Genomic DNA, 14,285 nt, shown 5'->3' on the forward strand with positions numbered 1-14,285 from the left:
CCGCGAAATTTTAGGAGCTTTCCACACCGAAAGTCCCTGAACCTCAAGCGCCCGACAGGTGAGAACTCCCTGGCTGCATCCACTCCCCCCACAGGGTGCAGCCGCAAGCAAACCAAACTTGGACCGGCGCGTGAAAACGATGCCGGTCTTTTTTTGTGGTCTTAGCGGAAAGAAGGAAAAATGAATCTGTCGCCATTTTCCGCAAATGGATCACGATATCGAAGTAGTGGCGATGAATTGATGCTAAGGAAGGTTCAGTAGCGTATTTTCATTGAATCGGAGATGCTAAACCTTTGCACAAACGGCGTTGATCGTGCTCGGTTCATGGCATCCCAATACATTGCGTAGGCCACGGGTTGCTTAATCAATTCTGGAACATGGTAAGCGTACCATGGATGACTTTCGGTCCAACCTTCTTTGCGGTGATAGGATCTTCGGAACTCTGGTTGTAGATACCAGTAAATCTCCCATCTAATGTTATTCAAAAATTCTGCGATTTGGCTCGAGTGGTATATGAAAATGTTTTCGAACCACTCGAAGAATGTAGGTATCGCGAGATAAGCGGCTGACTCGTCCACGTCATGCCCTGCTGTTGCTAGGAGGCGACGCAATTTTGATACATTGGCTTCCAGACGGGCAAGATTGTGTTTGGCTATATCACCGCACATTTTTATGTACTGAATGCGTGATACTTTGAGGTCAAGGACTGCATCTATGTCATGAAGATTAACAGCCTCTGCCACAAACTCGCACTCAAGCCAGTTTGCGAAAGCCTCAACGGCGGAATTTAACCCGGATGTATCCTTACCCAAGATCGGATTGGCGCAGACATATCGCAAATGAAACAAGAATGTCAGATTGGCAGGGGTGGTGTTGCTCGGCGGGTCTCTGAGGCCAAGTGGCACAGGCTTCCCTTTAAACGCACGCGGCAGGGAGAGGAAGTCAGCTAGTAAAATAAGAAACAACTGCAGATGTTGGCCGGTCGGAAACCATAGATTGGACAATTCAGTCCTATCGGTTTTTTCGAACATGGCCCAATTGACCATACCGTCAATCATTTCCCATGCGCTATTGAGTATGACGGCTTCGCGTTCGGTATCATTCATTTTACAACGAGAGCTTTCAACAGTGCGCTAAGATCGCGGTACAGAACAAAAAGGGGACAGATTTATTTTTTATCCTCAAAAGCTTCACTGCTTTTGCGCGGTCGTCCCGGTCCTCTTTGCTCCAGGCGTCTGCCGATAATCCCGGCAACTTCATCAACAAATTTCGGGTTTCCGGTTAACTGGTTACGTTGGATCGCAGTATGGATCTGGTCGTAACGTTCCTCGGAAATACCTTCATTGACGAAGCTGGCATAGCGCTTCTGAAAAGCCGATCCCTCGCCCCATTGCTCTGTCCCTGCCAAGGGTGCGAGCCATTGGTCTGCGTTATCAGCAGTACGATAGCGATAGCTTGACCAAGCATAATCCGCAGCATGGGATACCATGCCAGCCCGCACGGGATTAAGGTCGATATAGCGGCAACATTCAAGAAAGTAGCCATCAAGCTGCACCGGGCTTGACTTGAAGCGCCCCTCCCAAAGGGTGCCTGATCGACCTTCGAGCTTATTGCGATAGCGGGTCATCCGCCCGGCAAGCGTCTTCATAAGCTTTGCCAGATTGGCGGCCTCGTTACCGGGGTCGAGCAGCAAATGAACGTGATTGGTCATCAGACAGAATGCGTAAACCTTGACATCAAGCGCCTTGCTCACCGTGCGTAAATCATCACGATATTGTTGAAAATCACCATCCGATGCGAACACCGCCTGCCGGTTATGGCCACGCTGGACAACGTGATGGGGAAAGTTGGGGAGGATGATCCGACCGGTGCGGGGCATTTGGATGAACCTTAAAAAGGGGAGTATACCGCCCAAAAATAAATCTGTCCCCTTTTTAGTACCCCTTTTTACTTGTCCCTAAAAAATAAATCTGTCCCCTTTTTAGAAATGGTGAAACAAAACCATCCCCACCAGATTTATCCAAATAAATCAGAATATTTTTTAAAGTAAATAACCAAGCATTTGTAATAATTATAATAACTACCGTCTGTAACAACCATCGAAAAATTTATAACCATCCCATCCCAATCAGAAAGACCGACAATTGCGCAAGATCTATTTGAACTCACAAAAGCATCAATATTGCCACGATTAAAATCTTCATTTCCGCCTAGAGACGATATTAGATTTTTATAATCTACTTCACTTTTGGAAAACCATATAACATATTTCCCACCATTATCATCTAGAGAAACCTCTCCTTCGCCCAAGACCAATCCATTTATTAAACCAAGAATAAAATAGGAAACACCTCCTCCATAAACCCCGTAAAATCCGCCAAACTCGTCAGGATGATCAAATAAGTCACCCAACTTCATTTCTTCTCCTTCAATATTCACATAGCGCTCCTCAGATTGAGCCTCCCCCGGCAAAGTAATGAAGATCAATAACAGCGCAGCAAACAAACGTCCGAACAAACCAATCACCTTTCCCTTAAACTCTCATCCCGATACCGCAACTATCGGCCCGAGAACATATTCCAGTAAACGACGCTCACCCGTACGAATATCTGCCGTGACCACAATCCTAACTTGCAACGATGCCGGTCTTTTTTGTGTTTGTACAGATTGACCATAAAACAACAGGCACCCGATTGGATGCCTGTTGTGTGTTACAGAGGTGCGTGGTTCGCCATGCAGGTTACTGCTTGGTATTGCCTGAACTATAACCCGCCGTAAAGTCGCGCCAGCTATCATCCTCGCCGACTTTTTTCGAGCGGGCCAGCGCGGCTTTGCCCAAGGAGCGCACCGGCAGGTTTTGATGGGCATGGAGCATGAAATCATGCCAGAGCGTTGCAGGAAGCTGCCCGCCGGTGACTTCATCCATCGGGCTGCCATCGTCATTGCCCATCCAGACACCGGCAACCAGTTCGGCGGTATAGCCGATGAACCAGGCATCGCGGTAATCGGATGTGGTTCCGGTTTTACCGGCAGACGGACGGTCAATAATCGCGTTGCGTCCAGTGCCCTTGGCAATAACCGAGGCCAGCATATTGTTCATTTCACCGGCATGAAGCGGGTTCATCAAGCGGCCGGGGAAATCATCGGTGCGTTCATAGAGGATTTCACCGCCACGCCCGACAATCTTGCTGACCGCATGCGGGAAGACGGCAAAGCCGCCATTGGCGACAATCGCGTAAGCCCCGGTCAGTTCAAGCATCGACACTTCGCTGGTACCAAGGGCCAGACTTGGTTCGGCCTTGAGCGTGGATGAAACCCCCATATCGCGGGCCTTCTGGATCACCTTGTCCAGACCGACTTCCATTGCCATCTGAACGGCAATGGAATTGTTCGATGTTGCCACCGCATCGCGGATCGACATGGTGCCGTGGTTTTGGCGGTCAAAGTTACGCGGCTCCCACCCGTTGATCGAAATGGCAACGTCGCGCATCCAGTCATTGGACCCCAGTCCCTTATCCAGACCGGCCAGATAGACAAACAGTTTAAACACCGATCCGGGTTGACGCCGCGCCTGTGTCACGCGGTTATACTGACTTTCAAAATAATCCCGTCCGCCAACCATCGCACGTACTGCCCCGTCCGGCGTCATGGCCAACATGGCTGCTTGCGAGATTTTTTTTGCCTTCGCCCCGTTGCTTTCCAATGTACGTTCAAGGCTGAATTCGGCCATTTCCTGCAGACGGGAATCAAGGGTCGTATGCACCAGAAGGTCCTGATCAACATAGCCGACATAATCGCGCACACGATCCAGAACCCAGTCCGAGAAATATCGCACACCGGGGCCTGTCTGGGCCTTGCGCGCCGTGCGCACACGGAACTGCTTGGCACGATCACCGCGTGCCTTGGTCAGTGCGCCGGTGGAGACCATCGCATCGATCACAAGATTGGCCCGTTCGGCCGAGATGACCGGATCGACCATCGGGTTATAGCGGCTTGGTGCCTTTGGCAGGCCGGCCAGAACGGCGGCGTCATAGAGGTTCAAGCGGCGCGGGTCGGTGCCGAAATAATGACGCGCGGCGGCATCAATGCCATACAGGCCCGATCCGAAATAAATCCGGTTGAGATAGAGCGATAATATCTGCTGTTTGTCGAATTTGAATTCAAGCCAGATCGCCAGAAGGATTTCTTCGATCTTGCGGCCGAAGCTGCGTTCAGGTGACAGGAACAGGTTTTTGGCAAGCTGCTGGGTGATGGTGCTGCCACCTTCGACAATCCGGCCAGAGGTCAGATTGGCCCAGCTCGCGCGCATGATCCCGACGACATCAATGCCGAAATGATCGTAATAGCGACGGTCTTCGATCGAGACAAAAGCCTGTCCGACATATTCGGGCAGGTTGCGAACCTCGACCGGGTTGCCATAGCGGTTGCCATAGGAGGCAAGCGTTGCGCCATCAATACTGATGACCCGGATTGACGGTTTGCGTTCACTGGCAACGTCAAAACTGACTTTATCGGGCAGGCCATAGCCATAATAGGCAATAACGCCCCCGCCCAGAACCGTGACCCAGATGCTGCCCAATACGATGAATTTGGCAATCGCTTCCGGCCCCGGAATCATATCGCCCAGACGCGCAAAAAGACCGCCCTTGCCTTTGCCCGAACTGCTGACGCGTTTTTTCTTTTTCCGGGTTTCGGTTGAACCTTTGCGAACGCTTGTCCGTCTTTTGAATTCTCTTTGGGCCACAGATGCACCTATCGGTCTGGTCCAGACATAGGGTATGCACACCTGTCGGTTTGACAAAACCGCAACGGGCTTTGCCAAGGCAACAGGTGGGCCGCCTTATCTGGCGTACTTTATATATGTGTGTCCCAACCGAGGAGGGAGTCCCCCGTCTCCCCGTTTAGTCACTATTTTTTCAATTTTTTTCGTTCAAACCCTGTTTCCACAGGTCTGTTACACCATCGCCATCGCGACGCCGTTGAGATGATGCACGCACCATCGAACGGATCGGTAATCCGTCATGGGCATCCAGCATAAATAACCGCCACAAAGACGCAAGTTCTACGTCACCGCGCACGTCCATGCGTTGGCGTTTATCATTTCCTGCCCAAACAGCGGTAATCAAATCGGACGAGAACCCGACATACCATGCATCGGTTCCGCCACCGGCCACGGTGCCATATCCGGCAAACGGCCGATCAAGGCGAACTTGCGGGTCGGTCACACTGGCATAAAGCACATAAGATGCCTGAATGGCTTCGTCGGTCAGGCGTTTGAGCTGTGTCGCATCCACACGCTGATAAATCGGTTCTGCGTCATTATCATCGCTAAAGGAAACCTTGTTGATCAGGGTCATCTGAACCGGCTTGCCGGAATTTTGCGGCAGGGCATGGATGGCGGCGATATCGCTTACGGTCACCGGATCAAGGCCGACCACGGTTCGGATATCGGTCGAAAGCGGGCTTGTGATCCCGATATCGCGGGCATATTGCCGGACATTGAGCAGCCCGAAATGATCGGCCAGATTGGTCGGTACGGTATTTACATCACGGACAAACCCTTCGCGCAGGGAAATTTGCCCTTTATATTCGCGATCCGGGTTGATCGGGCGCCATCCGCCAACCGCCATGCGGTTATCGCGCACCCATTGGGCCGGGTCGCTGTTTTCATTCAGCGCATAATAGTATGTGGCGATTTTCATCATGCGCCCTGCCGGATGGCGGACATCGGTGACGCGGTTGCGCTGGAACGGGGAATAATCCGTGCCGCCGATCAGGGCGCGAATGCGGCCTTCGGGGCTGATTGAAATCAGGCCGACTTCATCCGCACCGCGCGGTTTCAGGCGCAAATCGGCAACTTCGCGGACGACTTCCTGGGCCAGGTTCTGGACTTTGAGATCAATGCTTGTGACGACATCAATGTCGCGGCTGCTATAACCGACGATGTCGGCCACTTCTTCGAGCACCATGTCGACAACATAGCCCGAGAGCACGTTTTCTTCATATTGCACATCAAGTTTCGGACTGACCAGGGTCAGGGCGGAAACACGGTCTGCTTCGATGAATTTATAGCGCCCCAGTCTGGCAAGAATTTCGTTTGCTTCAGCCGCGGTTTCGCTTGGGTAATAGAGCGGATCGAACTTTTCAGGATCGCTGATCGCGGCGGCAAGAACGGCGGTTTGATGCAGGGTCATGCGTTCATACGGGCCGCCATACCAGATGCGGGCTGCTGCCGTGATGCCGAAAATCCCGCGCCCCAAGTAAGACCGTTCAAGGTAGCTTCGCAGAATGGTTTTCTTGTTAAAGCTCCATTCCAGCCACAGGGCGACAAGGAATTCCTGCAAATGGCGGCCGGGGCCATTGGCCTTGTTTTTAAAGAAGCTGCGCGCGACCTTCATCGTGATCGTCGAACCGGATCCGGCACTGTTGCTAAAGATGCGGGCGAAATCGGCCCCCGATACCCCCATATGATCATAGAAACCGGGATCGGCGGCGGCAACAAATACGTTTTGCACCCGTTCGGGCAAGGTCGTCAGCGACACATCCTGACTATAGCGCCCGCCAATCGTTTCAAGCAGGGCCCCGTCATAGCCCAGAATGCGGACTTCCGGGCTTCGGATCATGTTGCGGCTGAGATCAAGATTGGACTGGATCGAATAGCTGATGCCAAAGACGGCAAGTGCGACAATAGCCAGGCCAAAGCCGATCAGAAGCGACCGTCGCCTGCGAATGCGCCGGCGAATGGATCGCAGTTCTTTGTCGGCAATGCGCCGCATTGCTGACTGGGCAGCTGATTGTCCGCCGCTTTGCTCTTCGTCTTCGTCTGCCACGCCAGATATCCGTTAATTGCCCGTGTTTTATCGTGTTTTATATGGTGTTCCCCAACAGTAAACCGCCAAGCCGTTAAGAAAATACTTTAACGCGGGGTTTTACAGCATAATTTCGGCAAACCAATTTGGCGAGAGCCCGGCAAACCAAGAGCTGACTGATCCCATTAGAATTTTCTTGTCAAATCGGCCCATCTCGCCAAAGATGGGAAAACGGGTTGGCGATGGCGTCGCCAGTGCAAATGCGCGCCCGATCTTCATCATCATTCATATCCTGAACGCCGGGATCTTGCTTTGTCGTTACCAAGACAGGGGGAGGTCACCCACCCCTTGCGGCAACGCCCAAAAGAGGGATTTTGCGTATGGATCGCCCGGATTTTTACCGTTTTCACCAAGGACACCGCAACCTGCCGTTCGCAGATGCGGAGTATGACGCGCGTCTTGCAAGATTGTGCAGCACGATGGATAAGCTTGGCGTTGAAGCCTGTATTTTCACATCAATGCACAATATTGCCTATTATTCCGGCTTTCTCTATTGCGCCTTTGGTCGCCCCTATGCGCTTGTGGTCACAAAATCGCAAAGTGTGACGATCAGTGCAGGCATTGACGCGGCACAGCCTTGGCGCCGTTGTCATGGCGACAACATTACCTATACCGACTGGCAGCGAAACAATTACTGGCGGGCGATTTTATCGGTGACCGGGCCGGGCAAGGTGATCGGCTTTGAAGGCGATCACATCACGTTGGCGCAAAAGGCGCTGTTTGATGAATTCCTGACACCGGCGCGCAGCGAAGATATAGCGCCTGCAACCATGCGCCAGCGGATGCATAAATCACCGGCGGAAATTGCGCTGATCCGTGCCGGTGCGGAGGTTGCCGATATTGGTGGCTATGCGATTAAAGACGCCATCAAAGAAGGGGTGCGCGAAATTGATGTTGCCATGGCCGGGCGCGATGCAATGGAACGTGAAATCGCCAAGCGGTTCCCCGATGCGGAATACCGCGATACCTGGGTGTGGTTCCAGTCAGGGATCAATACCGACGGGGCGCATAACCCGGTCACCGCGCGCACATTACAGCGCGGCGATATCCTGTCGCTCAACACTTTTCCGATGATATCGGGCTATTACACGGCCCTTGAACGCACGCTTTTTGTCGGCACCGTTGATGATGCCAGCCTTCAAATCTGGAACGCCAATGTGGCAGCCCATGAATATGGCATGTCGCTGCTCGGACCCGGTGCGTCCTGTGCCGGGATCACGCACAAGATAAATGATTTCTTTGCCGAGCGCGATTTGCTGCAATACCGCACATTCGGCTATGGCCACAGCTTTGGCGTTCTGTCGCACTATTACGGGCGCGAAGCAGGGCTTGAGCTGCGTGAAGATATCGACACGGTTCTTGAACCGGGCATGGTGATCAGCATGGAACCGATGCTGACCATCGCGGATGGCAAACCCGGTGCCGGGGGGTACCGCGAACATGACATTCTGGTCATCACCGAAGATGGCAATGAAAACATCACCGGATACCCGTATGGCCCGGAATTTAATGTGGTCGGGTAAGCCACACAGGACAATAGACACACGAAAACGGGCCCGCGTGATGCAGGCCCGTTTTCGTTTTATGCGGTGCGTCACGTATGCCCAAATCTGGATGAAAGCCTTCACACAAGTGCCGTGCTTGATCGGCTATTCAATGCGATTTCCGTCCGGTCCGAAAGCATGGACCAGACCTGGGCTTGCGTTTAGTGAAATCCGCTGCCCGGTTTTGGCGGCTGTGTTAACCGGTTGTTCGATGATAATAGGGTCCCGGCCCTCGACATGGGCGTGAACGAGGCAGGAATTCCCCAGATATTCGACCAATTTGACCGTTGCGGTAAGGATGCCTTTACCATCCGGAACGATTTCGAAGCTGTCGGGCCGGATCCCGCAATGGTGTGCGCTTAAAGGCAGTTTCAGGCTGTTTCGGAGTGAAGCGAATTCATTTTCCAGATCGAAAATGTTCATCTTTGGCGCACCGATGAACTGAGCGGCAAACAGGTTTTGCGGCCGTTCATACAAATCACGTGGGGAGCCAACCTGTTCGATTTTCCCACCGCGTAGCAGCACGATCTTGTCGGCAAGGGTCATGGCTTCGACCTGATCGTGGGTGACATAGATCATTGTCCGCTCTAACCGGTCATGCAATTCGGAAATCTGGGTGCGCATATGCACCCGAAGTTCCGCATCAAGGTTGGATAGCGGTTCATCAAACAGGAATGTTTCAGGCTGACCGACAATCGCGCGGCCAATGGCCACGCGTTGTCGTTGTCCGCCAGAAAGCTCACGCGGGTATCGGTCTGCCAACGTATCAAGCTGCAGCATGGCGATTGCGTCATTGACGAGGGTGTCAATTTCGGCCGCCGGTGTTTTGCGCACTTTCAGGCCAAAGGCGATGTTGTCGCGCACCGAAAGGTGCGGATACAGGGCATAGGACTGAAACACCATGGCGATACCGCGTTTGGCGGGGGCGATATCGTTCATCCGGGTGCCATCAATCTCGAATGTTCCGTCTGAAATATCTTCAAGACCGGCGATCATGCGCAGCAAGGTCGACTTGCCACAGCCTGAAGGTCCGACAAAGACGCAGAACTCCCCATCCTCGATGGTCAGGTCAATGCCCTTGATGACCTCAACCGGGCCATAGGATTTCCTGACATCTTTCAGTTCGAGTTTCGCCATAGTTTACCCCACACGCCCGAAAAGTTCGAGCCTTGGTGTTTCGCGGATATGCTTTGGCCAAGACAGCGGGACGTCAAAGCGGCTCGAAAGCAGATGCTGGAAACCTTCGAGCTTGTCTGCGGTTTCTCGGACAGCCCGCGGGCTGATGTCGTGATCAAGACAATAGGCGGCAAGGGCACCAACACTTTCGCCGATATTCCATTCGACCGGGTGCAGTCGGTAACACCCGTTGGTGATGTGGGTGGTGCCGATGTTTTTACATGCCGGCAAAAGGTTTTTAACACGCTTTGGAATCAGGCTTCCAAGCGGGATCTGGAACGGCCAGTTTGCGATATCGACATAATTGCGCGGTGCGGTTGAGGGATGCAAATCAATGCGATAGCTGCCAACACCGACTGAATCATGGAACTGTTCCGCCCCGACCAAGCCTTCGCGGGCATCAATACCGACATGGTTTTCCGTGATGGTGAAAAGCGCCTTGATGCGGCGACTTTCGCGGATATAGGGCGCGATCGTCAGCCCATCGAGCGTTCCCATGACATTGCCTGCGGGTTTCAATCCGCGATAGCCATACCCGCCATCATGACGTGGTGCTTCTGTCTGCATCCAATAGAGCATGGACAAGGACAATTGGCGGGCGCCTTCAAGATGCTTTTGGGCTTCTTGCGCAGAAACACCCACAATTGGTCCGTCGCAGTAATCGATTTGCGGCCAGTTCACGAGGCAGACATCGGACGGATAACCGTTCCCGACATGGTTGCGGCGATAGAAGATCCGACGATAGTGCCAGTTATCAGCAGCAAATTCCTGATCACTGTCGCCGACAAAAAGCGGACGGTTATCGGGTTCAAGTGTGACCGGGTTCGGACCGATGAAGGAAAGCTGATTGTCCGGCCAGAAGTCGAGCTTGTAATTGCGCCAGTAATCGTAATTCTCAGGCCGCTCGATCGTGTGATCTTCATCGGGATGATAGCTCATGGCGAAGCACCAGCTTACCGCCTGTTGATCATTCGGATCTGCTTCGCCATCAAGCGCTGCGGGCTCCCCCGTCTGTGCCCGACTTTCCGCACCAATGACATGTTCGACATTGCCAAGTTCGAGAAGATCGCCCAGTTCTGTCGCATCGACGAAGTATGAGCCGGTCAGAACCATTTCGCCATATTCCGCAGAATTGACCGTGACCGAGGCAAAGCTGTCGCCGTCGGTTTCCACCGCGATTGGTTTTGTGTTCGTCAAAACCGTCAAACGGCCGGTGGCAAACCACGGGGCCAGCATCGCATCAATCGCGGCAACCCCGGCGCGGGGTTCGGCACAGATTGGTGATACATTGCCGCTGCCGGGATTAAGGTTCTCATCGGCCTTTGCTGATTCGGTAAGCGGGTAATTGCGACGATAGTAATCGCGAATATGCGCACGCAGTTCCCGGTAACTTGCGGTGGAGCCGTCGCTTTCGATCCACGGGTTTTCATCTGGCGGGACTGCCTGGGTTGTGAGCTGCCCGCCGAGCCATTTGAACTCTTCGGTCAGGATTACGGACCGACCGAGTTTAAGCGCAGACAATGCTGCTGCGACCCCGCCAAGGCCACCTCCGATGATGACAAGATCAGAACCAAGTTCTTTCATTTTTTTATCCTTTCACGCCAGACATGGCGAAACTTTCAACGATCTGACGCTGGGCCAAAATGTAGACAATAAGCATGGGAATGACGGCGAGCGCGGTCGCGGCGAGCTGTAAATGCCACAGCGGCAGCCCGTAGCTGTCGGTGAAATTGGCAAGAGCCAACGGCAGGGTGAACAGCTCGATGTCATTGACGAAAACAAGTGGTTCGAGAAACAGGTTCCACGAAAACAGGAAGGTGATAATCCCGACGGCCGACAAAGCCGGTCTGGACAGCGGCAGGGCGATCTTGAAATAGACGCCAAACCGTGAAAGCCCATCCATTCGCCCGGCTTCTTCAAGTTCCTTGGGCAGTGCCAGGAAGAACTGCCGCATTAGGAACGCTGCCATCACACCCTGAGACCCGAAAAGTGGCAGCAAGATAAGCGGCATGTGCGTGTTCATCAGCCCGAGTTCCTTCATCAGGAAGAAATTGGGAATGATGGTGACTTCTTCTGGCATCATCAGAGCCGAAATCAGCATCAGCAGCACCAGCGCACTGCCGCCAAAACGAAGACGTGCCAACGCATATCCGGCCAAGGAAGAGATGAACAGTGTCAGGCCTGTGACGACAATCGCGATATAAAGCGAATTGAAATACTGTCTGGCGAAGGGCTGATATTCAAAAATCTCGACGAAATTCGACCAGTGTATTTTGGCCGGGATCAGAGATGATGACGCAAACACATCAGCCTGCCCCTTAAGCGCACCCGAAAGCATCCACAGAAATGGAAAAACAAATGGAATGGCAAGGGCACATAATCCAAGGATCCAGCATATGCGCGTGATTTTCTGTTGCGTTCGATAGTTCATTTGCGGACCGCCTTCAGAAACATTTGCAAGACTGTGAGAGCCAAAATCAGAACGAACAGGACAACCGCAAGTGCTGCGGCATAGCCGGTATTGAAGAACTTGAAGCCCTGCTCGTAGATGTAAAATGCAAGAACCATCGTTCCGTTCTGTGGCCCGCCGCCGGTCATCAGATAGATGTGATCAAAGACTTTCAGCGACCCGACAACAGTGATCACCATGATGACCAAGGTGGTTGGCGCCAAAAGAGGCCAGGTTACGCGGCGGAAAACATCCCAGCTGTTTGCACCTTCGAGCCTTGCGGCTTCTTCGTAATCGCGCGGGATGGATTGAAGGGCGGCGATATAAAGGATCATGTTCAGCCCGACGGTTTTGAAAACCCGGGTGACAATGACCGAGGCCATGGCCCAGTCGGGCTCATGCAGCCAGTTTGGCCCGTCAATGCCAAAGATCGACAGTCCCTGATTAACCGCCCCACTTTCGTGTTGCAGAAGAAATGTCCAGATGATCGCCCATGCAACCGCAGAGGTAATGACAGGGGCAAAGAAAACGGTGCGGAAAAAGACGGCCCCTGGTTTTGATTTTGACAATGCGATTGCCAGACCAAGAGCGAGCGCCATATTCAGCGGCACCAGACCGGCGGCAAACACCAATGAATTGACCAAAACATCCCAGAATGTCTCGTTCCGGGTCAGGGCATCGACATAGTTTTCCATGCCGACAAAGCGTGATTGCTGGCTCAGCAGGTTCCACTCGGTCGTGCTGTAATAGAAAACAGCGATCAAAGGACCGACAAAAAAGATCAGAAACCCCGTCAGGATCGGGCTAACGAAGAGCCACCCGGATATTGCTTCTCGTGCCTTTAACGAGAGCGATGGCCTCTTGCGGACAGCGGACATGTTCGCTTCCTTTGCAGGGAAATTTTGGGTGCAGTTTGCTATCGCCACCGATTCTCCGGTGGCGATAGCAGTCTAGCGAGATGGTGCGGCTGTTAAAGAAGAGGCTGAATGCTGCTGCAAAGCTTCTTCATGATTGCGTCGACATCTGCATCCGCTGACCAAAGTGCGTCAAAGTTTGGACGGGCTTCTGCTTCGATTTGCGGGAAGCGTTGATGGCTTGGCAGGACCGATCCGTTTTCAATGCCGTCTGCAACAAACGCCATTTTTTCAGGTGCGACAGCAGGGTTGCTTGACAGAAACTCTTTTGCCTCAAGAACCGATTTGCGGGCAGGCGGGAAGAAGGCCGCCATTTTCGCAACGTTCTCCTTGTTCGTCATATGGGCAAGGAATTCAGCGGCAATTTCCTTGTTTTTCCCTTGTGCAAACGCAACGACGGCAGCTTGGCCAACGGTTGCTGCGTCACCAGCAGGGCCGGATGGCAGCGGGGCAATCCCCCAGTCAAAGGTTGCTTCGGCCAGTTTGGATACCCGCGAAATCTGGGTAACGGTAAGGGCCGCTTTCCCCGAAAAGAAATCACCCTGTTCACCGGGTGGCACCACAGAACCGTCGGCATAAACCATGTCATGGAACAGTTTTACGCCGTCAACGGCAAGCGGGCTATCAAGTCGGCAACTATCGCCTTCCCAGGCGGTGCCGCCATATGCCCGAATGATCGGAACAAGCGTATGCCAGACCCGGCTGCCATAGCCCTGACCATCAAAGGTTTCAAAACCCCAAACGCCTGAATTGGCATCGCGCAGAGACTTTGCATCGGCTTTAAGCTGATCCCAGGTCCATGTGCCGTCTTTTACCCGCTGATCCGGTGTTTCAAGGCCTGCTGCGTCATAGAGTGATTTGTTGAAATAAACCAAGAACGGGGATGTCGAGAACGGGATGCCATAAGTAGCGTCGCCTTTTTCCCAAAGCCCCATGGCAGGTTGCGAGAAATCGCCATAGTCGTAATCCGGGGTCGATTTGAGCGTTTCAGACACGTCGGCAAGTGCGCCCGCTTCGACAAAGGCAGGGGCCGAATTTTCAAGCAACCACCCCAGATCCGGTGCGTTCCCACCGGCCATCTGCAACGTGATTTTCTGAACGTAATCGCCAAACGGGATCGTATCAAACCGCACAGAAACATCCGGATGTGTTTCGATAAAACCATCGGCAATTTCGTTGAGCATATTGAGATGCGCGTCGCTGCCGGTCCATACGGTGAAACGCAATTCCTGTGCGCTGGCGGTTGTTGCCGCAAACAGCGACCCACACATCGCTGCCGAGTAAATTAAGCGCTTAATCATCAAGTCAGACATATCCTATTTCCTCCCGATTA

Annotated in this window: 12 protein-coding genes; 1 reads left to right on the forward strand and 11 read right to left on the reverse strand. The window is 53.0% G+C overall.

Features of this window, described 5'->3' with window-relative positions:
- Positions 1-254 precede the first annotated feature (254 nt).
- The 6 genes from RIC05_RS04095 to RIC05_RS04120 all read right to left on the reverse strand — a co-directional run bounded on the left by RIC05_RS04095 (position 255) and on the right by RIC05_RS04120 (position 7,094).
- Positions 255-1,106, reverse strand: a complete 852-nt coding sequence (locus RIC05_RS04095; protein ID WP_350045237.1) for a hypothetical protein — start codon at positions 1,104-1,106, stop codon at positions 255-257.
- Positions 1,107-1,168: 62 nt separating this feature from the next.
- Positions 1,169-1,879: a transposase gene (locus RIC05_RS04100; protein ID WP_350045236.1), complete on the reverse strand. Its 711-nt coding sequence runs from the start codon at positions 1,877-1,879 to the stop codon at positions 1,169-1,171.
- Positions 1,880-2,016: 137 nt separating this feature from the next.
- Positions 2,017-2,517 carry a hypothetical protein gene (locus RIC05_RS04105; protein ID WP_350045235.1) on the reverse strand — a complete coding sequence of 167 codons (501 nt, stop codon included), beginning with the start codon at positions 2,515-2,517 and terminating at the stop codon, positions 2,017-2,019.
- Positions 2,518-2,740: 223 nt separating this feature from the next.
- A complete protein-coding gene (locus tag RIC05_RS04110; RefSeq protein WP_350045234.1) occupies positions 2,741-4,744 on the reverse strand; it encodes a transglycosylase domain-containing protein in 2,004 nt (667 codons plus the stop codon).
- 172 nt (positions 4,745-4,916) lie between these two features.
- Complete coding sequence (locus RIC05_RS04115; protein ID WP_350045233.1) at positions 4,917-6,830, reverse strand: transglycosylase domain-containing protein; 1,914 nt, start codon at positions 6,828-6,830, stop codon at positions 4,917-4,919.
- Positions 6,831-6,929: 99 nt separating this feature from the next.
- Positions 6,930-7,094, reverse strand: a complete 165-nt coding sequence (locus RIC05_RS04120) for a hypothetical protein (RefSeq protein ID WP_350045232.1) — start codon at positions 7,092-7,094, stop codon at positions 6,930-6,932.
- Positions 7,095-7,189: 95 nt separating this feature from the next.
- On the opposite strand from RIC05_RS04120, the gene RIC05_RS04125 reads away from it, so the two are divergent.
- A complete protein-coding gene (locus RIC05_RS04125) occupies positions 7,190-8,392 on the forward strand; it encodes an aminopeptidase P family protein (protein WP_350045231.1) in 1,203 nt (400 codons plus the stop codon).
- A 126-nt stretch (positions 8,393-8,518) separates the two neighbouring features.
- Here the strand turns inward: RIC05_RS04125 and RIC05_RS04130 are convergent, their stop codons facing one another.
- The 5 genes from RIC05_RS04130 to RIC05_RS04150 all read right to left on the reverse strand — a co-directional run bounded on the left by RIC05_RS04130 (position 8,519) and on the right by RIC05_RS04150 (position 14,253).
- Positions 8,519-9,550: an ABC transporter ATP-binding protein gene (locus tag RIC05_RS04130; protein ID WP_350045230.1), complete on the reverse strand. Its 1,032-nt coding sequence runs from the start codon at positions 9,548-9,550 to the stop codon at positions 8,519-8,521.
- A gap of 3 nt (positions 9,551-9,553) precedes the next feature.
- Positions 9,554-11,173 (reverse strand): FAD-dependent oxidoreductase, encoded by a 1,620-nt coding sequence (locus RIC05_RS04135; protein WP_350045229.1) that lies wholly within the window; start codon positions 11,171-11,173, stop codon positions 9,554-9,556.
- A gap of 4 nt (positions 11,174-11,177) precedes the next feature.
- Positions 11,178-12,020 carry a carbohydrate ABC transporter permease gene (locus RIC05_RS04140; RefSeq protein ID WP_350045228.1) on the reverse strand — a complete coding sequence of 281 codons (843 nt, stop codon included), beginning with the start codon at positions 12,018-12,020 and terminating at the stop codon, positions 11,178-11,180.
- Positions 12,017-12,916 (reverse strand): carbohydrate ABC transporter permease, encoded by a 900-nt coding sequence (locus RIC05_RS04145; protein ID WP_350045227.1) that lies wholly within the window; start codon positions 12,914-12,916, stop codon positions 12,017-12,019. Before RIC05_RS04145 ends, RIC05_RS04140 begins: the two co-directional genes overlap by 4 nt.
- Positions 12,917-13,008: 92 nt before the next feature.
- Positions 13,009-14,253: an ABC transporter substrate-binding protein gene (locus tag RIC05_RS04150; protein ID WP_350045226.1), complete on the reverse strand. Its 1,245-nt coding sequence runs from the start codon at positions 14,251-14,253 to the stop codon at positions 13,009-13,011.
- Between the last annotated feature and the right edge of the window lie 32 nt (positions 14,254-14,285).

Origin of the sequence: Thalassospira sp. (genome assembly GCF_040218635.1) — a bacterium.
Classification (GTDB): domain Bacteria; phylum Pseudomonadota; class Alphaproteobacteria; order Rhodospirillales; family Thalassospiraceae; genus Thalassospira.

Bases quoted from the DNA above. Each gene is read 5' to 3' on its own strand.
- RIC05_RS04135 (WP_350045229.1), bottom strand. From the start codon at position 11,173: ATGAAAGAACTTGGTTCTGATCTTGTCATCATCGGAGGTGGCCTTGGC.
- RIC05_RS04130 (WP_350045230.1), bottom strand. From the start codon at position 9,550: ATGGCGAAACTCGAACTGAAAGATGTCAGGAAATCCTATGGCCCGGTT.
- RIC05_RS04095 (WP_350045237.1), bottom strand. From the start codon at position 1,106: ATGAATGATACCGAACGCGAAGCCGTCATACTCAATAGCGCATGGGAA.
- RIC05_RS04140 (WP_350045228.1), bottom strand. From the start codon at position 12,020: ATGAACTATCGAACGCAACAGAAAATCACGCGCATATGCTGGATCCTT.
- RIC05_RS04100 (WP_350045236.1), bottom strand. From the start codon at position 1,879: ATGCCCCGCACCGGTCGGATCATCCTCCCCAACTTTCCCCATCACGTT.
- RIC05_RS04120 (WP_350045232.1), bottom strand. From the start codon at position 7,094: ATGATGATGAAGATCGGGCGCGCATTTGCACTGGCGACGCCATCGCCA.
- RIC05_RS04145 (WP_350045227.1), bottom strand. From the start codon at position 12,916: ATGTCCGCTGTCCGCAAGAGGCCATCGCTCTCGTTAAAGGCACGAGAA.
- RIC05_RS04125 (WP_350045231.1), top strand. From the start codon at position 7,190: ATGGATCGCCCGGATTTTTACCGTTTTCACCAAGGACACCGCAACCTG.
- RIC05_RS04150 (WP_350045226.1), bottom strand. From the start codon at position 14,253: ATGATTAAGCGCTTAATTTACTCGGCAGCGATGTGTGGGTCGCTGTTT.